This is a genomic window from Dysosmobacter welbionis, assembly GCF_005121165.3.
GTDB lineage: Bacteria > Bacillota > Clostridia > Oscillospirales > Oscillospiraceae > Oscillibacter > Oscillibacter welbionis.
Genome location: NZ_CP034413.3, coordinates 1,073,857 through 1,096,415, shown reverse-complemented (window position 1 = coordinate 1,096,415; position 22,559 = coordinate 1,073,857). Strand labels below are relative to the sequence as shown.

The 22,559-nt window shown below is 61.4% G+C and carries 22 protein-coding genes, 1 tRNA gene and 1 pseudogene; 15 read left to right on the top strand and 9 right to left on the bottom strand.

Annotation, left to right across the window (positions count from 1 at the left end):
* Nucleotides 1-293: 293 nt before the first annotated feature.
* The 3 genes from EIO64_RS05790 to EIO64_RS05780 all read left to right on the top strand — a co-directional run bounded on the left by EIO64_RS05790 (nt 294) and on the right by EIO64_RS05780 (nt 1,876).
* Nucleotides 294-734, top strand: coding sequence for a cell wall hydrolase (locus tag EIO64_RS05790; protein WP_021750831.1), 441 nt, complete (start codon nt 294-296; stop codon nt 732-734).
* A 12-nt stretch (nt 735-746) separates the two neighbouring features.
* Nucleotides 747-1,292, top strand: a complete 546-nt coding sequence (locus EIO64_RS05785; RefSeq protein WP_119311555.1) for a hypothetical protein — start codon at nt 747-749, stop codon at nt 1,290-1,292.
* A gap of 71 nt (nt 1,293-1,363) precedes the next feature.
* Nucleotides 1,364-1,876 carry a nitroreductase family protein gene (locus EIO64_RS05780; protein ID WP_025545193.1) on the top strand — a complete coding sequence of 171 codons (513 nt, stop codon included), beginning with the start codon at nt 1,364-1,366 and terminating at the stop codon, nt 1,874-1,876.
* 169 nt (nt 1,877-2,045) lie between these two features.
* Here EIO64_RS05780 and EIO64_RS05775 read toward each other — a convergent pair whose 3' ends face one another.
* Complete coding sequence (locus EIO64_RS05775; RefSeq protein ID WP_021749178.1) at nt 2,046-3,410, bottom strand: D-alanyl-D-alanine carboxypeptidase family protein; 1,365 nt, start codon at nt 3,408-3,410, stop codon at nt 2,046-2,048.
* Between the two features lie 118 nt (nt 3,411-3,528).
* Here EIO64_RS05775 and EIO64_RS05770 point away from each other — a divergent pair, with 118 nt between their 5' ends.
* Genes EIO64_RS05770 through EIO64_RS05755 form a run of 4 tightly spaced genes read left to right on the top strand, consistent with a single transcriptional unit; the run spans nt 3,529 to nt 6,913 of the window.
* Nucleotides 3,529-3,933 carry a ComEA family DNA-binding protein gene (locus EIO64_RS05770; protein ID WP_021749177.1) on the top strand — a complete coding sequence of 135 codons (405 nt, stop codon included), beginning with the start codon at nt 3,529-3,531 and terminating at the stop codon, nt 3,931-3,933.
* Nucleotides 3,914-4,591 carry a response regulator transcription factor gene (locus tag EIO64_RS05765; RefSeq protein ID WP_021749176.1) on the top strand — a complete coding sequence of 226 codons (678 nt, stop codon included), beginning with the start codon at nt 3,914-3,916 and terminating at the stop codon, nt 4,589-4,591. The genes EIO64_RS05770 and EIO64_RS05765 overlap by 20 nt, the downstream gene beginning before the upstream one ends.
* Nucleotides 4,569-6,005: a sensor histidine kinase gene (locus EIO64_RS05760; RefSeq protein ID WP_021749175.1), complete on the top strand. Its 1,437-nt coding sequence runs from the start codon at nt 4,569-4,571 to the stop codon at nt 6,003-6,005. Before EIO64_RS05765 ends, EIO64_RS05760 begins: the two co-directional genes overlap by 23 nt.
* Nucleotides 6,002-6,913 carry a GerMN domain-containing protein gene (locus tag EIO64_RS05755; protein ID WP_025545191.1) on the top strand — a complete coding sequence of 304 codons (912 nt, stop codon included), beginning with the start codon at nt 6,002-6,004 and terminating at the stop codon, nt 6,911-6,913. The genes EIO64_RS05760 and EIO64_RS05755 overlap by 4 nt, the downstream gene beginning before the upstream one ends.
* Nucleotides 6,914-6,933: 20 nt before the next feature.
* Here EIO64_RS05755 and EIO64_RS05750 read toward each other — a convergent pair whose 3' ends face one another.
* Together EIO64_RS05750 and EIO64_RS05745 are read right to left on the bottom strand one after the other, a co-directional pair.
* Nucleotides 6,934-7,455: a spore maturation protein gene (locus EIO64_RS05750; RefSeq protein WP_036630223.1), complete on the bottom strand. Its 522-nt coding sequence runs from the start codon at nt 7,453-7,455 to the stop codon at nt 6,934-6,936.
* Nucleotides 7,452-8,036: a nucleoside recognition domain-containing protein gene (locus tag EIO64_RS05745; protein ID WP_036630220.1), complete on the bottom strand. Its 585-nt coding sequence runs from the start codon at nt 8,034-8,036 to the stop codon at nt 7,452-7,454. The genes EIO64_RS05750 and EIO64_RS05745 overlap by 4 nt, the downstream gene beginning before the upstream one ends.
* Nucleotides 8,037-8,227: 191 nt before the next feature.
* On the opposite strand from EIO64_RS05745, the gene EIO64_RS05740 reads away from it, so the two are divergent.
* Nucleotides 8,228-8,470 carry an AbrB/MazE/SpoVT family DNA-binding domain-containing protein gene (locus EIO64_RS05740; protein ID WP_021749170.1) on the top strand — a complete coding sequence of 81 codons (243 nt, stop codon included), beginning with the start codon at nt 8,228-8,230 and terminating at the stop codon, nt 8,468-8,470.
* Between the two features lie 79 nt (nt 8,471-8,549).
* On the opposite strand, the gene rsmI is transcribed toward EIO64_RS05740, so the two are convergent.
* The 6 genes and pseudogenes from rsmI to EIO64_RS05710 all read right to left on the bottom strand — a co-directional run bounded on the left by rsmI (nt 8,550) and on the right by EIO64_RS05710 (nt 12,955).
* On the bottom strand, nt 8,550-9,383 hold the full coding sequence (gene rsmI / locus EIO64_RS05735; protein WP_119311554.1) for a 16S rRNA (cytidine(1402)-2'-O)-methyltransferase: 834 nt from the start codon (nt 9,381-9,383) through the stop codon (nt 8,550-8,552).
* Nucleotides 9,380-9,772 (bottom strand): hypothetical protein, encoded by a 393-nt coding sequence (locus EIO64_RS05730; protein WP_249390822.1) that lies wholly within the window; start codon nt 9,770-9,772, stop codon nt 9,380-9,382. The genes rsmI and EIO64_RS05730 overlap by 4 nt, the downstream gene beginning before the upstream one ends.
* A 47-nt stretch (nt 9,773-9,819) precedes the next feature.
* Nucleotides 9,820-9,990, bottom strand: a pseudogene (locus tag EIO64_RS05725) (methyltransferase); the annotation flags it as partial.
* Nucleotides 9,991-10,462: 472 nt separating this feature from the next.
* Complete coding sequence (locus EIO64_RS05720; RefSeq protein WP_119311552.1) at nt 10,463-11,317, bottom strand: TraX family protein; 855 nt, start codon at nt 11,315-11,317, stop codon at nt 10,463-10,465.
* On the bottom strand, nt 11,314-12,582 hold the full coding sequence (locus EIO64_RS05715) for a S41 family peptidase (RefSeq protein WP_021749165.1): 1,269 nt from the start codon (nt 12,580-12,582) through the stop codon (nt 11,314-11,316). Before EIO64_RS05715 ends, EIO64_RS05720 begins: the two co-directional genes overlap by 4 nt.
* 199 nt (nt 12,583-12,781) lie before the next feature.
* Nucleotides 12,782-12,955, bottom strand: a complete 174-nt coding sequence (locus EIO64_RS05710; RefSeq protein ID WP_025544307.1) for a DUF362 domain-containing protein — start codon at nt 12,953-12,955, stop codon at nt 12,782-12,784.
* 290 nt (nt 12,956-13,245) lie between these two features.
* On the opposite strand from EIO64_RS05710, the gene EIO64_RS05705 reads away from it, so the two are divergent.
* The 7 genes from EIO64_RS05705 to EIO64_RS05675 all read left to right on the top strand — a co-directional run bounded on the left by EIO64_RS05705 (nt 13,246) and on the right by EIO64_RS05675 (nt 22,518).
* Nucleotides 13,246-13,698 (top strand): CtsR family transcriptional regulator, encoded by a 453-nt coding sequence (locus tag EIO64_RS05705; protein WP_025544308.1) that lies wholly within the window; start codon nt 13,246-13,248, stop codon nt 13,696-13,698.
* Between the two features lie 73 nt (nt 13,699-13,771).
* Nucleotides 13,772-14,281 (top strand): UvrB/UvrC motif-containing protein, encoded by a 510-nt coding sequence (locus EIO64_RS05700; protein ID WP_021749162.1) that lies wholly within the window; start codon nt 13,772-13,774, stop codon nt 14,279-14,281.
* A 35-nt stretch (nt 14,282-14,316) separates the two neighbouring features.
* Entirely contained in the window at nt 14,317-16,779 is a 2,463-nt protein-coding gene (locus EIO64_RS05695; RefSeq protein ID WP_119311551.1) for an ATP-dependent Clp protease ATP-binding subunit, read from the top strand.
* A gap of 468 nt (nt 16,780-17,247) precedes the next feature.
* Nucleotides 17,248-17,323, top strand: a tRNA-Pro gene (locus tag EIO64_RS05690).
* 392 nt (nt 17,324-17,715) lie between these two features.
* Complete coding sequence (locus EIO64_RS05685; protein ID WP_181446426.1) at nt 17,716-18,147, top strand: translation initiation factor 2; 432 nt, start codon at nt 17,716-17,718, stop codon at nt 18,145-18,147.
* Nucleotides 18,148-18,264: 117 nt separating this feature from the next.
* Nucleotides 18,265-19,236, top strand: coding sequence for a DUF3991 domain-containing protein (locus EIO64_RS05680; RefSeq protein ID WP_249390821.1), 972 nt, complete (start codon nt 18,265-18,267; stop codon nt 19,234-19,236).
* Between the two features lie 15 nt (nt 19,237-19,251).
* Nucleotides 19,252-22,518: an S-layer homology domain-containing protein gene (locus EIO64_RS05675; RefSeq protein WP_249390820.1), complete on the top strand. Its 3,267-nt coding sequence runs from the start codon at nt 19,252-19,254 to the stop codon at nt 22,516-22,518.
* The last annotated feature ends 41 nt before the right edge of the window (nt 22,519-22,559 follow it).

Below are 22,559 nucleotides of genomic sequence, written 5' to 3'. Positions count from 1 at the left end.
CTGGAACTCCCTCCGCAGATGTGCGGGATCTTGAGGCGTATTTTCCATGCCGCGGCCGCCTGACTCGTTCGCTGAGAATCCAGTATACCACATTCCGGCTGGGCCGGTCCATCCGGAAAAAATCGAGACCGACTTTTTCGCTGGGAGACTCCCCCTTCACGGGACCGGGAGGCTGCCGCTGACACCTTCTGCAGTCCCTGTGCATATCCTGAGGGTGAAACGTCCGGGCCAGGCGGTCTGCCGGACCGGCGTTTGGTACGTATGGCAGGCCCCGACAGAGGAGTGATCGACCAATGGCTTATTCCGACCGGGAGCTGCTGGCGCGCCTGATCCAGTGCGAGGCGGGCGGAGAGGGTGAAGACGGCATGAAGGCGGTGGCCGGTGTTGTAATGAACCGGGTCCACGCCAAGGGCGGGGAGTATGCCCGGGTCGGGCAGGGCAGCATCCGCAATATCATCTTTCAGCCCTATCAGTTCGTCTGCGCCAGCGAGACGGAGGGCGGCGCCTACAACCCCCAGAATATCTACAACATGAGACCCGAACAGATCCACTATGACATCGCCGACTGGGCCATCGCGGGCAACCGCCTGCCGGATGTGGCGGATTCCCTGTGGTTTTACAACCCCTTCGGCCCCACCTGCCGGTCCTTCTTTCCCTCGAAGGTGGGATACTGGCAGACCCGGATCGGCGACCACTGCTTCTATAATCCCACAGACGCGTATTATCAGACTTGAGAGGTGTTGGAAATGGCACACTATCAGAATATCTACAACGGCGGAAACGGGGCGCCTCCTGTGGCGCAGGTCGCGCCCAGAATGACGGACTGGTCCGGTGAAGTCACACCCATGCCCGCCGACCCGCCCATGCCGGAGGCGCCCGGCCGCACCGTCACCAGTGCCGGCCGCCCTATGGACCGCCTGAACGCCGCGGAGGAGCAGGGCGGCCAGTCTATGGGGTCCCTGGACATGCGGAACCACCTGCCCAGCGAGGTCATCACGGACCCCATCTCCATGGAGGAAGCCTACCGGGGATCTTTGAAGGCCATGCTGAAGAAAAACGTGGGCAACTACGTGGTGGCCACCTTCCTGGTGGGCACCCAGAGCACCACCTCCTGGGAGGGGATTCTGTACGATGTGGGCAACGACTATATGACCATCTACCAGGAGGGCCGGGACCGCTACATCGTCTCGGACATTTATTCCCTGAAATTCATCGAGTTCTACGACACCCGCTGCCGGGACATCTGCGACGAGGTCCTCCGCAGCGGCTGGATGCCCAACCAGGGGATGTGAGAAAAACAGTTGCGGCGGCCGCGGGGATGTGCTAAAATCAGGTATCTCTACATCAGAAAGGAAGCATCCCCATGGATTTTGCGAAACTGGCCGCGGAGCGCTATTCTCTGCGGAAATTCAGCGACCGCCCCGTGGAGGCGGAGAAGCTCTCCGCCGTGCTGGAGGCCGGCCGCAATGCCCCCACTGCCCATAACCTCCAGCCCCAGCGCATCTTTGTGCTCCAGAGCTCGGAGGCGCTGGAAAAGGTGGACGGCTGCACCGGCGCTCACTTCCATCCGCCGGTGATGCTGCTGGTGGCATACGACCCGGAGGCCGCCTGGAAGCGGGAGGACGACGGCAAGAACCACGGCGAGATTGACGCGGCCATCGCCGTCACCCAGATGATGCTCCAGGCCGCGGACCTGGGCCTCGGCACCACCTATGTGGGCATGTTCGACCCGGAGAAGCTCCACGCCGCATTCCCGGAGCTGGCGGGGCTGACACCCATCGCCCTGCTGCCTATGGGCTATCCGGCGGAGGGCGCCCATCCCTCCCGCCTGCACACGGACCGCAAGCCCCTGGAAGAGCTGGTGCGGTATCTGTGACAATAAGGGATCTAGAATCAGGGGCGCACGCCGTGCGCCCCTGAATTCTATTCCGGATTTTCTGGAAAGAGTGAAGAGCAGAGCGGGAGGATTCCGTATCTCAACAGCTGCGCTTTGTGCCTCTCTCTGTAAAAAGGCCCTGGGGATGCTGCCCCAGGGCCCTTTTGTGTCAATGCCGCCTCCGGCCCCGGTAGCCGCCCCCGCGGCGGCGGGGTACGCTACGGCCGTACCGGTAGCGCCGGCGGCCTACCGTCAGCTTCCAGACGATCAGCGCCGCCGCCAGCACCAGCAACGCGATGCCAACCACCTTCACCGCGGTGGAACTGAAGAAGTTCCGCACGTTCCGCCAAAACAGCAGCAGGCCGGAGGCCTCCACATCATGGGAGGCCAGCAGGTCCACCGTGGTCAACACCTCTCCCTCCAGAGAGAGGGAGAGAGTGCCAAGCACCTGCCCCTCGGTGACCGGAGCGTCCACAGGACTCTCCAGGTCCAGCGTCCGCTCCAGAGAGGCGGGATCAGTGCCCTTGGGCAGCAACAGCTCCACATCCGCCGCCGGATGGACGGACACATGGTCCACCTTGGACAGCGCCACGCTGACCTCCTTCACCAGCTCAGCCTCCTCCAGCACCGTCTGATAGGAGAAGTTCTCAAAACCCCAGTCGAAGAGACGGGAGGTCTCGGAAAAGCTCTGGACCTGGGTGCCGCCGCTGGGCAAGGTCACGGATTCGGCCCCCAGCACCACGCTGATGAAGGAGAGGCTGCCCTCCGCGGCAGTGGATACCAGGCAGTGGCCGGCATCGGAGGTGGAGCCGGTCTTGACGCCGTGGGCCCGGCTGTCCAGATATCCCAAGGCCCGCCAGTTGGAGATCAGGTAGTTGGTGGAGTGGAGCACCCGCTCCTCGCTGAGATTGGTGGCGGGGATGGTGGCGCTCTTCATATCGCAGATCCGCAGGAAGTCGTCATGCTTCAGGGCCTCCGCTGTGATGAGGTACAAGTCCCAGGCGGAGGTGTAGTGCTGGCTGTCATGCAGGCCGGTGGTGTTGACGAAGTGGGTGTTCTCACACCCCAGAGCCGCAGCCTTTTCATTCATGGCGCCCACGAAGGCGTCCACGCTGCCGCTGACCTGCTCCGCCAGAATGTTGCACGCCTCGTTGGCGGAGACGATCAGCATACACTCCAGCAGCTGCTCCACCGTCAGCACCTCCCCGGCCCGGATGCCGGCGGTGCTGCCATCCGCCGCCAGCCCCTCCAGGGCGCTCTCCGTAACAGTGATTGGCTGGTCCATGGACAGCTGCCCGCTGTCCACTGCCTCCAGCGTCAGCAGAGCGGTCATGATCTTGGTGAGACTGGCGGGATAGAGCTCCTCGTGCTCGTTCTTTCCATAGACCATGCGGCCGGTGTTGGCGTCCACCAGCAGGGCAGCCTTGGCCTGGATGGCGGGGTCAGGCACCTCTGCGGCGGAGGCAGGACCTGTCAGCAGGGAGACCGCCAGGATCAGCAGCAAAAAAACAGAGAAAAAGCGGTGTGTTTTCATATCAAACTCCTACCATCTGTGGTATAATCAACTTGCATCGCGCGGCAGCGGCGGCGAAAAGCGCCGCGGTTCGACATTTCAATTCATAGTATATCAAAAAACGGGTGGGAGTTCAACAGTGAGTGGACGGGGAAGGCCGACAAAAAGTGAGATCATTCTGCTGGGGTTGACGGCGGTGTTCCTGTGCGCCCTGGCGGGCCTGTCTCTTCGGGATCGGCAGGATCGCGTCCCGGGCGTAGTCATCGAGACAGAGGCGGAGGTCCCCCGGGAGGAGATCGCCCCGGACTTCCCGCCGGTGGATCTGAACACCGCCACGGCGGAGGAGCTGGACACGCTGCCCGGCATCGGGGAGAGCCTGGCCCGCCGGATCATCGCGTACCGGGAGGCCAACGGCCCCTTCGGGAGCATTGAGGAGATCATGGAGGTGAGCGGGATCGGAGAGGCGAAATTCGCCGAGCTGGAGGACCGCGTCACTGTGGACAACGGCAAAGGAGAGGTGACAAATGAGGATTCTGGTGGTTGATGACGAAAAGCTGCTGGTCAAAGGCGTGAAATTCAATCTGGAGAACGAGGGGTACGAGGTGGAGTGTGCCTATGACGGTGCCTCCGCCGTGGAGCTGGCCCGCAACGGCCGCTTCGATCTCATCATTCTGGATGTGATGATGCCGGAGCTGGACGGGCAGGAGGCATGTATGCGGATCCGGGAGTTCTCCAATGTGCCCATCATCATGCTCACCGCCAAGAGCGAGGACGCGGACAAGCTGATGGGCTTTGAGTGCGGAGCGGATGACTATGTTACAAAACCCTTCAACATTCTGGAGCTGAAGGCCCGGGTTCGGGCGCTGCTGCGGCGGGCCGCCGGCACGCAGCGGAACCGGGGCGCCGTCCTGACCGCGGGGGACTTGTCCCTGAACACGGAGGAGCGGGTGGCCATCCGGGATGGAAAGACCGTGGATCTGACCGCCAAGGAGTACGATCTGATCGAGCTGCTGATGCGCAATCCCCGGCGGGTGTACAGCCGGGAGAATCTGATGAACGTGGTGTGGGGCTATGCCTACGCCGGGGACTACCGGACGGTGGATGTCCACATCCGCCGCCTGCGGGAGAAGCTGGAGAAGAACCCGGCGGAGCCGGAGTATATTATGACCAAGTGGGGAGTTGGATACTATTTCAAAGGATAAGGGCAGGATCTGGGACAGCCTGCAGTTCAAGTTCGGCCTGAGCTATATCCTGATTATCGCGGGCGTGCTGCTGCTGCTGAACACCTATCCGCTGCGGGTATCGCAGGATCTGGTGTTCCGCTCCAAGGCAACCACGCTCCAGAGCAGCGTGTCCGTGATGGTCTACTCCCTGTCCGGCCTGGACCGGCTGACCGAGGAGAATGTGTCCCAGGCCATGGCGGTGGTGGAGGAGACGGGCCTCAGCCGCATCCTGGTGACGGACAGTGCGGGCAAGGTCCTCTACGATACCCGGGAGACCAACGACGCCCTGGGGGAGTACAGCTTCTACACAGAGATCGTCCAGGCCCTGCTGGGGAACGACGTGTTCTCCAGCAGCTACCGGGACGGGGCCTTCCGCAGCCGGGCGGCCTCGCCGGTGCTGTACCAGAACCAGATCATCGGCGCCGTATACGCATACGAGTATGACACGGAGCAGGCCGCTCTGCTGGAGGGGCTGCAGGGCAATCTATTGCGGCTCTCCGCCGGCATCGCGGTGGTGGTGCTGTGTCTCAGCGGCCTGCTGTCCCGGGCGCTGACCCGGAAGATCGGCCAGCTGCTCACCGCCATCCGGGAGGTGCGGGAGGGCGCTTACAGCCACCGGGCGGAGGTGCCCGGACGCGACGAGATCGCCCAGCTGGCCCAGGAGTTCAACAGCTTGACGGACCGCCTCCAGACTACGGAGAACGCCCGCCGCCGCTTTGTGTCCGACGCCTCCCACGAGCTGAAAACGCCCCTGGCGGCCATCCGGCTGCTGACGGACTCCATCCTCCAGACGGAGAACATCGACCGGGAGACGGCCCGGGAATTTGTCACAGACATCGGGCAGGAGGCGGAGCGCCTCTCCCGTATCACAGAGGATCTGCTCCGCCTGACCCGGCTGGACAGCAACGTGCTGGAGCGGCCGGTGGTAGTGGACGCGCTGCCGGTGCTGGAGCAGGTGATGCGGATGATGAGCCTGGTGGCCCAGGAGAAGGGAACGGAACTGACCTATCGGGCGGAGGGGACCTGTACGATGCTGGCCACCCGGGATGAGATCCACCAGATCATCTATAATCTGACGGACAACGCCGTGAAGTACACGCCGCCGGGCAGCACGGTCCAGGTCTCCCTGTTTCGGGAGGGGGATCAGGTGGTGCTGACGGTGGAGGACAACGGCGCCGGCATCCCGGAAGAGGACCTGCCCCGGATCTTTGAGCGGTTCTATCGGGTGGACAAGGCACGGTCCCGCGCTGCCGGCGGCACGGGTCTGGGATTGGCCATCGTCAGGGACACGGTGGAAAAGCGGGGCGGCACTGTGGAGGCGGCCAACCGTCCTGGAGGCGGCGCAGTTTTCACCGTCCGCTGGCCCTGGCGGGAAGGAGGCGGCCAGACATGAAAAAGCGATGGATTGCCGTGCTGCTGTGCGCCGCCCTTCTGGCGGCCTTCGGCTGGGGACAGCCCCGCATTTCCGGCGAGGGCGAGACATACGACCTCTATTTCCTGGAGGCGGATCTGTCCGACGCCCCTGGCGGCGATGCCCTGCGGGCGGAGCCGCTGTACATCGAGTCGGGCGAGGTGCGGGACACCCGGGAGCTGGCGGAGTATCTGGTGACGGAGCTGCTGGCGGGACCGGAGGACGCCGCCCTCACCAGCGCCATTCCAGAGGAGACTACCCTGCTGTCCCTGGAGCTGGATGGTACCCGGGCCAAGGTGGACCTCTCCTCCCGCTACCGGCTGCTCTCCGGCGTGGCGCTGGCCTTGGCAGACTATGCCATCACCCTGACGCTGACCCAGCTGCCGGAGATCTCCGCTGTCAGCGTGACGGTCCGGGGCCAGCCGCTGGCCTACCGGGACCGGCAGATCTTCACAGCCAGGGATGTCCTGTTTTCCAGCAACGAGGATGTGATCGACACGCTGAACGCCACCCTGTACTTTCTGGATGAGACCGGCGGCCTGACGCCGGTGGAGATGACACTGGACCTGTACGAGGGGGACACGCAGGCCGGGGCCGTGGTCAAGGCCCTGCTGGAGGGGACGGAGGAAAAGGACTGGCTCTCCGCCATTCCGGAGGGATTCCAGGTGACTTCCGTCCGGCTGGAAGAGAGCACGTGCTATGTAGACCTGCCCACGGCGGCTCTGCCGGGTCTGCCGGAGGAGGCGGATCTGTCCCTGGCCCTCCGGGCACTGGCGGACTCCCTGCTGTCCCTGCGGGCAGTGGAAGAGGTGCGGTATCTGGTGGACGGTGAGTTCGCCTCCGCCTACGGCGGCGCCGCTGTGCTGGAGCCTTATCTCAGCGCAGCTTGACGGCGCGGGACGCCGCCCCATCAGGCGCCGAAGAACAGCCGCACCGCGAAGGCGGAGGCCAGAAACCCCGTCAGGTCCGCGGCCAGGGCTGCCGGGACCGTGTGCCGGGTGCGGATGATCCCGGCAGAGCCGAAGTACACGGCGATGGTGTAGAATGTGGTTTCCGTGCTGCCCAGCATCACGGCGGCCACCCGGCCGATGTAGCTGTCGGGGCCGTAGGTGGCGATGAGGTCCGAGCCGACTGCCAGGGCGCCGCTGCCGGATACGGGGCGCACCAGCATCAGCGGCGTGGTCTCCGGCGGAATGCCCAGAAACTCCAGCGCCGGGGCGCAGAGGCCCGTGAGCCACTCCAGGGCGCCGGAAGCCCGGAACATGGCCACGGCGGTCAGCAGTCCCACCAGGGCAGGCAGGACCTTCAGCAGGACCGTGAGCCCCTCTTCGGCCCCGTGGGTCAGGGCGCCGTAGACATCCACCCGCTTCCCCATGCCGTAGAGGGCCACCCCGGCCAGCAGTACGGGGATCACCAGAGAACTGAGATTCAACGCCGGCACCTCCCCACGGCGGCCAGGAATTTGGCCGTCAGAACGCCAACCACCACCGACAGGGCCGAGGCCAGCCACACCGCCGGCAGGATGTCGAAGGGAGACTGGGCTCCACTGGCGCTGCGGACGGAGGCGATGGTGGCGGGCAGCAGCTGGATGGAAGCGGTATTCAGCACCACCAGCAGGCACAGTTCGTCGCTGGCGGTGCCGCTGCAGCCGCGGGCCATCCGTCGGGCCGCCTGGATCCCGAGGGGCGTGGCGGCGTTGCCCAGTCCCAGCAGATTGGCGGACACGTTGGCGGAGAGTGCCGCCAACGTTTTTTCATCCCGGCTGGCCTGGGGCATCAGTCGCCGCAGAATGGGCCGGAAGGCCCGGGCCAATCCGGCAGAGAGGCCGCAGACATTCATGATTTCCATGACGCCGCTCCACAGGCACAGAATGCCGGCCATGGAGACACTGAGCTCCACGGCGGAGGCGGCGCCGTCCATAGCTGCGTCGGCCACGGCGTCCAGATTCCCGGTGAACAGGCCGAAGACCAGGGACAGCACCACCATCCCGGTCCAGATCCAGGTCATTGCCATTGTCATTCCCCCTGTGTTTGTGACGGATACCCAGTTGCCTCACAAAAATATAGAGAGGACAACTGAGATTTCAAAAAAGCAAATTGGTAAATTCACTTTATTTTTGGAATCAAATTGACAAAATGCGACCGTCTGTGATATGTTCTTATAAATGGATAGTTAGGACATATTGCTGAAAAAGGAGATACATCGTGAAATCAACGGGAATTGTCAGAAAGGTGGATGAACTGGGACGGATCGTGCTCCCTATCGAGATGCGCCGGACGCTGGATATCGGCGAGAAGGATGCATTGGAAATCTATGTGGAAGGCTCGTCCGTCATTCTGAAAAAATACAAGCCCAGCTGCGTTTTCTGCGACGCCACCAAAGACATCACGGTATTCAAGGGGAAGAATATCTGCCCCAAGTGCCTGAAAGAATTGAAAGAGCTGTGAGCGCCCTGTGCGCTGAAAACATGACGCCCATGCGGAGTTCTCCGCATGGGCGTCTTCTGCGCTGCATGTCCTGCGCGGGTCATGACCGCTCCAGGGCCGCGGCGTACAGCTCGTTTTTGGAAAGACCCGTGTGGGCCGATACCTCCCGGGCGGCATCTTTCAGCCGGATTCCCTGGGCCACCAGCCGCAGGACTTGCTCTGTCCCCTCCTCCAGCGTGACGGCGGCGGTCTCCCGGGGCGGGCTGCCCGCCACCACCAGCACGTATTCTCCCTTGGGGGTGTTTTCCTGGTAATAGGCCGCCGCTTCTCCCAGGGTGGTGCGCACAGTCTCCTCGTGGAGCTTCGTCAGCTCCCGGCACAGGGCCACCCGCCGGTCCGGGCCGAAGGTCTCCCGCAGGTCCTCCAGCGTGGCGCGCAGCTTGTGGGGCGCCTCGTGGAAGATCATGGTCCGCTCCTCGTTTTTCAGAGAGTCCAGCCGTTCCCGGCGGCTTTTCTTGTTGACGGTGATGAAGCCCTCAAAGGTGAACCGCCCCGTGGGCAGGCCGCTGACCGCCAGGGCATTCACTGCCGCGCAGCAGCCGGGGATGGAGAGCACCTCCACCCCATTTTCGGCACATAGCCGCACCAGATCCTCTCCGGGATCGGAGATGGCCGGTGTACCGGCGTCCGTCACCAGAGCGCAGGACTCCCCAGCCAGCAGCCGCTGCAGGATGGCCTGGCCCGCAGCGGCATGGTTGTGTTCGTGGTAGCTCACCAGGGGCTTTTTGATCTGAAAGTGATTCAACAGCTTCACAGAGACCCGGGTGTCCTCCGCGGCGATGAAGTCCACGGCTCCCAGCGTCTCCGCTGCCCGGGGAGAGAAGTCCCCCAGGTTGCCGATGGGCGTGGCCACCAGATACAGCGTACCGCTCATGCGTTCGTCTCCTTTGTTCGGAAATAGGCGTTGTCCAGCTCCGCCGTGGGGCGGCCGGTCCCGTCCTCCAGGCAGAGGGGGGCGGCGATGTCCAGCCCGGGCCGTCCGCCCCGGCGGGCCTCCAACAGCAGCAGGGAAGGGGCGTCCCCCGCCCGGCGGCAGACGAGGCGCAGCCGCTTGGGCTCCAGTCCCCGGGCCCGGAGGGCGCAGCACAGGTCCGCCAGCCGCTCCGGCTTGTGGACCAGGCAGAAGCTCCCGCCCCACCGCAGCAGCCAGGCTGCTGCGGTGCAGATATCCTCCAGGGTGCAGCCAGTCTCGGACCGGGCAGCCCGGAGGGCCTCAGTCTCCGGCAGCCTGCCGGACCCGGCGGGATAGTAGGGGGGTTGCACACCACCAAGTCAAAGCCACCGGCGGGCAGCAGGCCGCGGATCTTTCGTAGGTCTCCCCGGCGGAAGATCAGGCGGTCTGCCAGGCCGTTCCGGGCGGCGGCCTGCTCCGCCAAGCGGACGGCGTCCAGCAGCAGCTCCACACCGGTGACGGACAGTGCCCGCTGGCGCTGGAACAGCAGAAGGCCCAGCAGTCCGGTGCCGCTGCCCAGGTCGCACACCCGAAGCCCCGGCTTCAGCCGGGGAAAGCTGCCCAGCAGAAAGGAGTCGGTACTGGGCTGGAACAGGCCGTCATCGCAGACGAAGGAGAGTCCGCCGGGGCAGAGGAGTTCCCAGTGCTGCAAGTCGATCCCCCCATTGGATGATGTCTATATTCATATTATAATGGAAGATCATCATTCTTGCAATGGGGGGCACGGTTCAAAAGAAAAGGCCGCTTGGGCGCGCTCCGGTGCAGTGGCCCTCCGCGCGACGATCGGTGCAAGCGCCGATTTGGTCTGGCCTTTGGGCCTTTTGCGATTCCTGTAGTTGCTGCCCCGTGGCGGATCGTGCGGACGGCGCGGAGCGGCCACTGCATGTTCTCTCCTTCTCTTTTTGCTGCCGCTGGCCCGGTGGGTGATGGAAGTTTCTGCAGCAGGCCGATGCTCTCATCGCCCGCCGGTCCAGGCCCCTGCGGGTCGTGAGGGCCGAGACTTACAGCACGGCCCGGAGCCAGCCCAGGACCAGCAGGTGGAGGGGGTAGAACATATAAAAGAACCACTTGGAAAAACCGCCGCTGGTTCCGTGCCGGCCTGTGTAGCGGGAGAGGAGCAGCAGCGGCAGAAACGCCCCCACGTACTCGACGGAGTAGGCGTAGAGCTCCCAGTCGATCTGGAAGACATGGTCGTAAAACAGTCCGAAAAACGGGTGGATCAGCAGGGAGAGCACCCCCATGTCCAGCATGACCACCATGCAGTAGGCAAACGCCTGGTGCTTCCAACTGCCATAATAATAGTCGAACACCAGGATAATCACCACGCCTGTGTAGCCCCAGTCCGCCGGGACAGACAGGATGAACAGGAGCAAAATCAGCAGGACCTTCCAGGCAGAGCAGAGGCGCGGGCTCCTGCGGATGCGGACCGCCAGAACGCCCAGAAAAATGGTATAGATGACATTGGGGCGCATCAGCTGGATGGCGGCCAGATCGCCGCCGAAGTGGAAGTACAGAAAGGGAAACCAGCTGACCAGCGCGAAAACAGCCAGGCGGAGCAGATACCGGTTGAGGTTTCTGGTGTGGTGACAGCCCTCCACGGCGGCAAAGAACATGGTGGGGCCGGTGATTTTTCCGATGGAATGCAGGAGAATCGCCAACAGGGTGCCGTCGGGGACAAAGGCGAAGGCGATATGGTCGATCACCATGGCCGCCACCGCCACGGCCTTCAGATGATTGAGGGAGAGCCCGCCCCGGGACCGCTCCAGGCATTCAGCGGACGGGGGAGGGCAGGCGGGCAGCCCCTGTGGCGTTCCTCCGGAAAGGCCGCGGCTTTCCTCCAGACAGTGGTCGGTCATGCGACTCCCTCCATGGCCCGCAGGGCCGTCACCAGAGCCGGTTCCCCGGCAGGGGAGAGAATGTCCGGCGTGGTGCCCGTTTCCTCACTGCTGGAGCCGTCACCGTTCAGGCCGAACATCATGGTGAACTGCACCAGGATGCCGCTGTTGGGCAGCTGCAGGAAGACTGGATCCAGAGCCCCGATGCCGTCGCCGCCGGTGGGACTGCCCACCAGGGTGGCGAAGCCTGTCTCCTGGCAGAACACGGCGAAGGACTCGCTGGCGGAGTAGACCGCTGGCCCCACCAGCACCCAGATGCGGCCGTGGAAGGGGGCCCGCTCTGCCGCTGGCTCCACAGAGAGGGTGCTCTCCACAAAGTGGGTGGCGGCCTGGATTCCGTCCCGCTCCAGCTTGGGCAGATCCGGCAGGTCCGCGATGGGGTGCAGCTCCTCCGGGGAGAACACCTCCTGGATATAGGGGCGGTTGTTGCCGCTCTCCGCCAGCAGGGCATAGTTGGTGCAGGAGAGGGGACGGTCCGTCAGGGGCGCCGCCAGCAGCTGCTGCCAGTAGACCTCGCTTCCGCCGGAGTTGTCCGTCAGGTCGATGATGAGATCCGTGCAGTCCGCCGCCTGGCGGTAGAAGTCCGTCAGGGCCGCCCGGTCTGTGGCGTAGCTGTCCTCATATTCCGCCGGGAAGCTGTCGATCTTCACATACCCCACGTCTCCGCCGGGCAGGAGCAGGGTGTGGAGGTTCGCGGCAGGCTCCTCCGAATCGGCTGAATTGACCGTGCCGTCCTCTTCGCCGTAGGCATCCAGCAGCGTCTGGAGTCTTTCATAGCCCCGGACGGTCACCGGGTCCGTCAGCACCTCCCGCCAGTGCTCCCGGTCCTGGATGCCGCCGTCCTCATAGGCCTCACAGTAGGCGCGGTACATATCCGGCTCCACGATCCAGAGGTGGCCGTACGTCCCCAGGCGGAACAGTGTGCTGTAAACAGCGGAATAGAATACCTCGTCGCTGTCGCTTTCCTGGATCATCTCCCGGTATGCCTGGAAGATGGCCGCCGACGGGTCCTCCGGGTTGTCCCGGTCTCGGACACCCATGCAGAGATAGCTGTCCCCCAGTGTCTGGACCAGGTAGTCGTAGTCCTCCAGCCGCTGTTCCTGGGTCAAGCCAAGCAAGTGGTCCATGGAGGGGACCTCAGATTCCGGCCCTCCCAGGGCACCGCATCCCGCCAGCAGACAGGGCAGCACCGCTGCTGCCAGCAGCTTCTTCCAAGCGTGTTTCATCGTGTGTCTCCTTTCAAATCGGCTGTCCCCAATATTACGGGAGTAAAGGGCCTCTTTCTTCACTCCAGCGGGGAACACCGGCAGGATAACACCAATTTCTTACAACTCTATGGAGAAATCTCTTACAGATTTCTTACAGTTGCCGAAACGACAAAAAGGTCCGCGAGCTTTGGCTCGCGGACCTTTTATGTATCCTCGATTACTCCTCGGGGACGATGGCGCCGTTGGGGCAGGTGTCGCTGCAGGAACCGCAGTCCAGGCAAGCGGCAGCATCGATGACGTACTGGTCATCACCCTGGCTGATAGCACCGGCGGGGCAAGCGTCCGCGCAGGAGCCACAGCTCACGCAGGCAGAAGTGATTTTGTAAGCCATGGGAAGCACCTCCATCAGAATTGTACCCCTATTGTAGCATACAAATTAAAAAAAGCAAGTACCAGCCGTTCAAATTCTATGGTTAAATTTTCGAAAAAATACGGGAAAGCGTCCAAAAATGACGTTTGTCAAGACTAACTGTTCATAAATTGTTTTCAAATAGGTCAAAGAAAGTCAAAATTCAGCTCTTGACATTTTGCTCGGGCGTGTTATACTAAACACAGAACAAAAGGTTAAAGAAAGTCAAAGTCAAAGAGACAAGGCGTTCTTTGGAAAGGGAGGAATCATCCGTGGGGATTTCCGATTTGATTGCCAGCTTCCTGCAGGAGAGTTTGGAGGAGACGGACGGTGGTGTGCTGGAGGTCCAGCGCAATGACCTGGCCCAGCGCTTCAATTGCGTACCCAGCCAGATCAACTACGTGATGTCCACCCGCTTTTCCCCGGAGCGGGGTTATATCGTGGAGAGCCGCCGGGGCGGCAATGGCTACATCCGGATCACCCGGGTCCGGGTAGACCGCCAGACGCTGCTGATGCAGGTCATCAACACCCTGGGCAGCCAGGTGGACCTGGCCTCCGCTCGGGCCATCCTGAACAATCTGGTCCAGGCCGGCGCCCTGGAGGAGAACGCAGGTCGGAGCATTCTGGCCGCCGTCGGCGACAAGGCCCTGGCCGCGGTCCCGCGGGAGAGCCGGGACACCGTCCGGGCGGACATCATGAAGCAGGTGCTGATCCTGCAGGTGTAGCCGGGACCCGGGCAGCGGGGAAAAATGTTTCAATAAGCACGCACAGTTTCCAGATGATAGGAGGAATTGATTTATGAAATGCGAAAATTGTGGTAAGAATGAAGTTACCTTTGTGTATCGGAGCAACGTGAACGGCCATGTGGAAGAGAAGCACCTGTGCAGCGACTGCGCGGAAAAGCTGGGCTATACCCAGCGGCTGGGTGCCCAGAGCCAGCGGATGATGCAAAGCTTCTTCGGGAACAGCCTCTTTGGAAACGATTTCTTCGACGATTTCTTCTCTCCCATGCCCAGCCTGCTGGGGCGGAGAATGAAGATGCTGGAGGACCCCTTTGACGACTTCTTCGCCGAGATGCCGGCCCTGAGCGCCTCTCCTGTCCAGCAGCAGGAGGCAAAGCAGGAAAAGAAGGACGACCTGGTAGGCCAGGAGGACCAGAGCCGCTTTGCCTATCTGCGCCAGATGAACGCGCTGAAGCTGGAGATGAAGAAGGCTGTGCACCAGGAGAACTTTGAGCGGGCGGCGGAGCTGCGGGACCAGATCAGGTCTCTGGAGGCCGCTCACAAGGAGCAGAAGGAAAACAAGTAAACGGGACTTTCCCATGGAAAGGAAGGTAAGACACTATGAATGAGAACAAATTTTCGCCCAGGGCGGAGGAGGCCCTGCGGCTTTCCCAGGAGGCAGCCGGTGAGCTGGGCCACGGCTACGTGGGCACGGAGCACCTGCTGCTGGGCCTGATCCGGGAAGAGGAGGGCGTGGCCCACACCGTTCTGACGGAGGCGGGCCTCACCGATGACATGATCGTGGAGATCATCAAGAAGAGCGTGGGTGCCGGTCTGCCCGGCAGCAATCCCGCCCAGGGCCTCACCCCCCGCGCCAAGCGGGTGGTGGAGCTGGCCATGGAGGACTCCATGCGGGGCGGCTACAACTACGTGGGCACGGAGCACCTGCTGGCGGGCATCCTGCGGGAAGGCAACAATATGGCCGTCCGTATCCTGCGCACCGCTGGCGTGGATGCCCGTCACCTGTACACAGCCCTGATGCAGAAGCTGGGTGAGATGCCCCGGAGTCAGGCCGCCGATCCCGGCCGCTCCGGCACCAGCCCCGCAAAGGAGGATAACGGCAAGAACAAGACCCTGAAGGAGTTCACCCGGGACCTGACCGCCGACGCTCGGGCCGGCAAGCTGGACCCGGTCATCGGCCGGGACGGGGAGATCCAGCGGGTGATCCAGATTCTCTCCCGCCGCACCAAGAACAACCCCTGCCTGATCGGTGAGCCCGGTGTGGGCAAAACCGCCATCGCTGAGGGTCTGGCCCGGAAGATCGTTATGGGCGACGTACCCGACGAGATGCTGGACAAGCGCCTTTTGTCCCTGGACCTCAGCGGCATGGTGGCGGGCACCAAGTACCGGGGTGAGTTTGAGGAGCGGATTAAGAAGCTGCTGGAGGAGGTCAGGAAGTCCGGCAATGTGATCCTCTTCATCGACGAGCTCCATACCATCGTGGGCGCCGGCAGCGCCGAGGGCGCCGTGGACGCCGCCAACATCATCAAGCCGGCTCTAGGCCGGGGCGAGATCCAGGTGATCGGCGCCACCACCCTGAACGAGTACCGGAAGTATATCGAGAAGGACGCCGCCCTGGAGCGCCGGTTCCAGCCGGTGCAGGTGGGTGAGCCCAGCCAGGAGGCGTCTCTGGAGATCCTGAAGGGCCTGCGGGAGAAGTACGAGAAGCACCACAGCCTCCAGATCACCGACGAGGCCCTGGAGGCCGCCGTGAAGCTCTCCGCCCGGTATATCAACGACCGGTTCCTGCCGGACAAGGCCATCGACCTGATGGACGAGGCTGCCAGCCGGGTGCGGATGGAGACGGAGGAGATCTCCCCGGAGCTGAAGAGCCTGGAGGAGAAGATCGCCGCCCTGGCCAAGGACAAGGAGGCTGCTATCGAGAAGCAGGACTATGAGACCGCCGCCAAGCTGCGGGACATTGAGAAGGACTACCAGGAGCAGGTGGAGATGGAGCGGGAGAAGCGCCGCAAGAACAACACCCAGCACCGCCCGGTGAACGCTGACGACATTGCCGCCGTGGTGGCCGGCTGGACCGGTATCCCCGTCACCCGTCTGACGGAGGATGAGGGCACCCGCCTGCTGCACATGGAGGACACCCTCCACGAGCGGGTAGTGGGTCAGGACGAAGCCGTAAAGGCCGTGGCCCGGGCCATCCGTCGGGGCCGTGTGGGTCTGAAGGATCCGAAGCGCCCCATCGGCTCCTTCCTGTTCCTGGGCCCCACCGGCGTGGGAAAGACGGAGCTGTGCAAGTCCCTGGCAGAGGCCATGTTCGGCGATGAGAACGCCATGATCCGGATCGATATGTCTGAGTATATGGAGCGGCACACAGTGTCCCGTCTGATTGGCTCCCCGCCGGGCTATGTGGGCCACGAGGAGGGCGGTCAGCTGACGGAGAAGGTGCGGCGCAAGCCCTACTCCGTGGTACTGTTTGACGAGATCGAAAAGGCCCACGAGGATGTGTGGAACATCCTGCTGCAGCTTCTGGATGACGGCCGGATCACCGACTCTCAGGGCAGGACGGTGGACTTCAAGAACACCGTCATCGTCATGACCAGCAACATCGGTGCCCGCAGCCTCACTGCCATGGGCAGCAAGCTGGGCTTTTCCGCCGAGGAGCGGGACTCCGATCCTGACGCTGAAAAGAAGTTCGAGACCGCCCGGGAGCAGGTGATGGCGGAGCTGCGTCAGACCTTCCGCCCGGAGTTCCTAAACCGGATCGACGATATCATCGTATTCCGCCCCCTGACGGAGGAGGACATCCGGGAAGTGGCCCGGCGGATGCTGAAGACCGTCTCCGCCCGGATGGAGACCATGGGCATCCACCTGGATGCCAGCGACGAGGCTGTGGCAGAGCTGGCTAAGGAGGGCTTTGATCCCAAGTACGGGGCCCGTCCCCTGCGCCGGGCCATCCAGAGCAAGGTGGAAGACGCCGTGGCCGAGAAGATGCTGGACGGCACCCTCAAGGCCGGTGACACCGCCAAGCTTACCGTGGAGAACAATCGACTCTGCGTTTCCAAGTGAAGAGACCTGGTCAAGCCGTCCGGAGGCCCCATAGCCTCCGGACGGCCTTTCCGACATACCGGCCGGAAGCGAATAGACTTGACTTTGGCGGAGAAACAGGTAAAATAGAGAGGTATAAAATGAACCCATCGTGCTGTCCCCGATCCAGTAAAAGATGGTGCCAGAGTGCCAACGCGGCGGATCGCAGAGTATATTGCCGCACGTATGTGGGGAAGAACGCCCCCGGGCGGGAGAAATATCTATGACCAAATGTAGCGTAGTTGGCAGCACGCGTGATTTGGGAGGATAGAGAGCCTATCCATTCCCCAAAAAGTGAAAGCCTGGAAGTCCTTGGGACAGTAGCCTGCGGCGGAAATCCCCCGCCTGAAGATCCCCCCGCAAAACCGGGCTTGACCACAGCACTGCCCACAGACACGAAAAACTTGCTTTTTCCTTCTCCGCATGGTATCATGCAGAAAAATCGAATATCCGGGTATAGCGCAGTTGGTAGCGCGCCAGCTTTGGGAGCTGGATGTCGTGCGTTCGAGTCGCACTACTCGGACCAAGATGTGTTGATGAAAGATGCAACACAGAAAACACCGCACGAAAGTGCGGTGTTTTTGCATCTTTACAGGCTTTTTTCTGGCGGAAAAGTTAGGAAAAACGCTTTTTTCGGAAAATCGGTTTTTCCACGCGAGAGGCGACATTTCAGAGATTCAGCAGAGCGCTCTTATGGACTGGTGTGACTTGAACACCGAGGCTAAAAAAGAATAAAGCATAAGAAGGCAGGCCGCCGTTCGGTTCCCCATGTGGGAGAGAACGGCGGCCTTTTTCGTTTCATTGGTGCTTATGTTGCTTTCGCTTCGTTTGTCTGCCATTCCTTGGTGGTGTTGGTAATAGCTTTCTCGTAACCTTTCGGGTATGCTTGCGTTACAAAAAACGAGGAGGTATCCGAGAATGGCAACCACTAAAAACTTGTGTGCTCAGATTCCCATCGACCTACATGAGCGGGTCAGTGAAGAACGAGAACGGCTGGGCCTGACCACCAGCGAGTACATCGTCAACCTCATCCAAGACTATTACAACATGATGGAAAATCAGAAAGGCGGCATTCAAATGACTGAAAAAGGCAGAACGATGGCATTCCAGATTCCCGAAGAACTCTTCCAGCGCATCAAGCGTCACTTGGAGCGCGAGACGCTCCGCAGCGGCAAAAAGCTCACCCAGCGAGACTTCGTGCTGAACCTGATCACGCAGGCACTGGACGAAGCGGACGCTGAGAACGCCACGGAGCAGAACACCCCCACTGAGGCCCCTGTCGCGCCCCGTGTGGCCGACGTGACCGCTCCAGCGGACACGGACACCCCCCACGAAGGTAACGCCGTGTAGGCCCGCGTTAAAGCCCAAACAAAAGAACACGATTTAGGGAAAAGCCACCCAGGGCATCCGAATCTCTCGGATGCCCTGGGTGGCTTTTTGCGTTTCACCAGAAAGGAGGTCATCACTATGGCAAGCGAGATCAAAAGACGCTTCACAGACACAGAAATGCAGATCGCCAAGGAAACGGATCTGCCGGAACTGCTGACCCATTTGGGCTATCAGGTGCGGCGGATCGGCAGATACCACACCACAGCGGAAATGGACAGCCTGCGGATCAAGGACCGCCGCAAGTGGTTTCGGTACTCGCAGAATACCGGCGGGGACTCCATTACTTTTCTCCAGCAGTTTTGCGGAAAATCCTTTCCGGAAGCGGTGGAATACCTGCTGACCTTCCACGGGAAAGCCAGAGACTCTCCCGCTAAAGCGGCGCCTTTTGTCAAGCGTGACGAGGTGCAAAAGCCCTTTACCCTGCCGCCCCGGAATACGGATGATCGCAGGGTGTTTGCCTACCTGCACAAGCGCGGCATCGCCCCACAGGTGATCCGTCAATTTTTGAACAGCGGCCTGCTGTATGAGGACGCCGAGCATCACAACTGCGTGTTCGTCGGAAAGAACAGCGCGGGACAGGCAAAATACGCGGGCCTGCGCGGAACCTATGACCGGGAGGGCAAGGGCTTCCGCGGAGATGTGACGGGCAGCGATAAACGCGTTGGCTTCGCACTCCCGTATGACCGCAGCTCAGATCAGGTTTTCGTATTCGAGGCGCCCATCGACCTGATGAGCTATCTCACACTCCACCGGAACACACCGAACGCGCTGGCCCTCTGCGGCCTTTATGGCGGTGCGCTGCAAGCCTATCTGGCAGATCATCCGCAGATCAAACGGATCGAATTGTGCCTGGACGCAGATGGGCCGGGACGGGAGGCGGCTCGGCAATTACAGGACAAATACGCAGCCATGGGCTACGTCGTGACCGTGGAGGAACCCCACAGCGGCAAGGACTGGAATGAGTATCTGCAAAAAAGAAAAACACCTGAGAGGGGCGGTAATCAAGTAATCAACACGAAAGATCCAAAGAAACCTATTCGGAAAATATAAGGAGGAAGTTCGCATTTGAATAAAAAATATTTCTTTTCCCACCGTGTAACGGCCATGCTTCTAACACTGGCCCTGTGCCTTGGCATGATCCCCACGGCATCAGCCGCCCAGCAGAACAGCTACCATGATCCCGTCGAGCATTGGCAGCAGGCCAGCAACCGGACCAATGAACTGGATGTCAACGCCATCGTCACCCACGAGACCTTCTACTGCGCCACCTGCCGGGAAAACACGGATTTCACCGTCTGGCGTGTTCCGGAGTATACCCGCTCCGGTGAGACGGCCCTGAACCGCAACGTCAAGTATTCCAACGGGATGTGTATTGACGAAGTAACGGTAGGCAGTCTGGATGCCGGTGTCCCCGGCGAGAACGCCTATTACACCGGTTACCACTGGACCAAATCCGTATGCAGCCGCTGTGGAGACTGGAACAGTAACGAGACCAACGGCGCCCCCTACGCATGGGATAAGAACATCTACGTTCTGCATGACTGCGCCGCCAAATTTTATCTGGATCTGCCGGAGACCGTTACCCATGAATGTGTAGACAGCAAGTACCACCGCACTGTCACCAAAGGCGGCACCTACTGCTGCTTCTGTTACGGTACGAATTACGAGAAATCCTCTGTGCTGGAGCGCCATGACATGGCGGTGGAGACTCTGCCCCAGCCCGCTCATGGCCGTTTCGCTGCCGTGGAGAAGTGCCGCCTGTGCGACTATACCTGCTATGACTACACGGCGGCCAAGGCCGTTGTTGCCAGCTACTACGGCGTGGCAGACGGACAGCCCCATACCATCAGCGTCACGGACTTGTCTGAAGCCGGTGTCCGCACGGCCATCCGCTACGGCAACAGCGCGGATAGCTGCACCATGACCACCGCACCCAACTATACGGACGAGGGTCAATACACTGTCTATTACGAGATTACCTACACCTGTGACGGTGTGGATATGACGGAAAACGGTGTGGCCTATGTCTGGCTGCGGGATGACACCACAGATGAGAACGGCAACTGCGGCTGTGGCTGCTCTAACCCCAACTGTGGCTGTCAGGACAAGCACTGCAACGGAAATTGCTGCACCGACAAGGGCTGTGGTGAAAACCACAAGTATATTCTGCTGGACAGCACCAAGGCCGGCTGCACCACCCTCGGCTATGACCGCTACCTCTGTACGGAGTGCGGCAAAATCGAAAAGCGCGACTATGTGGACTCTCTGGGCCACGCATGGCAGGGCATCGTCATCCGTGACGCTACCTGCGAAACCGATGGCAAGCTGCTGGAGCTTTGCTCCCGCTGTGGACAGATGAAGCAGACCGCCACGCCCAAGGGCGAACACAGCTATGAGGTCTATACCGTGGCTGCCACCTGTACCAGCCCCGGCTATACCGTCCGGGAATGCTCCGTTTGCGGCGACCGCCATATCGAGGAAATTACGCCCACCATTCCGCATGATTACAAGGCCCATGTGATCGAGGCTACCTGCGATGCAGAGGGAAAGACCATCCATCGCTGCGATGGCTGCGGCGGTTCTTTTGTCACAGACTATACGGACGCCCTGGGCCACAGCTGGGACAAGGGCACCCTTGTCACCAACGCCACCTGCACTGGCGAGGGGGTCATGGAATACCGGTGCACCCGCTGCGGTTGCCACCGTCTGGATGCCGACCCCGCGGATGGCCATATCCCCGGCGCTCCTGCTACCTGCACAGAACCCCAGCTCTGCACCCGCTGCGGCGCTGTGCTGGAAAAGGCTCTGGGACATGATTACAAGTCCGCAGTGACGGCTCCCACCTGCACGGAGATGGGTTATACCACTAACACCTGTGCTCGCTGCGGCGATACCAACAAGAGCAACTACACCGAGCCTGCCGGTCATAAGCCCAGCGACTGGATCGTTGACAAGCAGCCTACCACCGATTCCGAGGGCAGCAAGCACAAGGAGTGTACCGTGTGTGGCGAAAAGCTGGAGACACAGCCCATCGAAAAGATCTACAATAGCGCCACCACAGACAGTAAGGGTGAGGCCATTGTGGGCGGCTACCTTGTGACCGTCACCGATACCGACACCAAGAATCCCGTAGCAAACGCCGCTGTCGCGCTCCACAAGGATAATTCGATCTCTATCCGCCTGCCGAATAGCCGCCTGCTGGACTACGTAGATCAGACCACCGTCACCGTGCAGCTCGTCAAGGACAAGAGCGCTGTACCGGGCATGAGCATTGCCGTTACAGACAAGAATGATAACTACGCCTCCAGTAAGACCGACGCCGCGGGCCAGATCACCGTTCCCACCGGCAGCGGCAAGACCAATGAGGACGGCAAGGTCACTGCTGGCTATGAGGATGCGGACGGCGACCGCTGGACGCTGACCATCAAGGTGGAGCACACCGATACCGGACGCCCCATCCCCAACGCGGAGGTCGCCATCGGCAAGACCGGCAATATTACGGTCAAACTGCCGGATGGCACGGATCTGGATAAAAACCACCGTGTGACGGTTACCGTCACCGACCACAAGAAAAATCCGCAGGAGAATAAAAACATCATTGTTAAGGGCGACCTGAGCCAAACGGCCAAGGGCAAGACGGATCAGGACGGAAAGCTGACCGTTCCGGAAATCGAGGAAAGAGAGCGTCACGGCACCTATATCCTGGGCTACACAGACGGGACCTTCGGCCCCAGCCGCAGCATGACCCGCGCGGAGGCCGCCGCTATCTTCGCCCGTCTGCTGGCGGAGAAGAACGGCGATACCATTTCCACCGTGGCCAACACCAGATTTACGGATATTCCCGCCCATGCCTGGTACTCCGGTTATGCCAAATACCTCAATAACAACGGTGTCACCTACGGTAAGAGCAAGACTATCTTTGCCCCCAACGATGCCATTACCCGTGCCGAGTTCACAACGCTGGCCGTCCGTTTCTTTGATGTGTACGGCGATGGCGATGCTGAGATCATGGAACAGTATAAGGACTTTAACGATGTGAGCGACGGTTATTGGGCCGCCGCGTACATCAAGGCTGCCGCCAAGCATGGCTGGATCAACGGCTATGGTGACGGCTCCTTTCGCGCTGACGACGAGATCAACCGTGCGGAGGTTGTGACCATCGTCAACCGCCTGCTGGGTCGCGAAGCGGATGAGGACTACATTGTGGATAATCTCCGCAAGATGAACACCTTCCCGGATGTCAACCGCAAGCATTGGGCGTACTACGCAGTCATGGAGGCCGCCAACGCCCATACCGCCATCCTCGGTGACAGCGAAAGCTGGAGCAAGTAAACACTCTGCCGCCCTCCCGATGCCGGGGGGGCGGCTTTTCA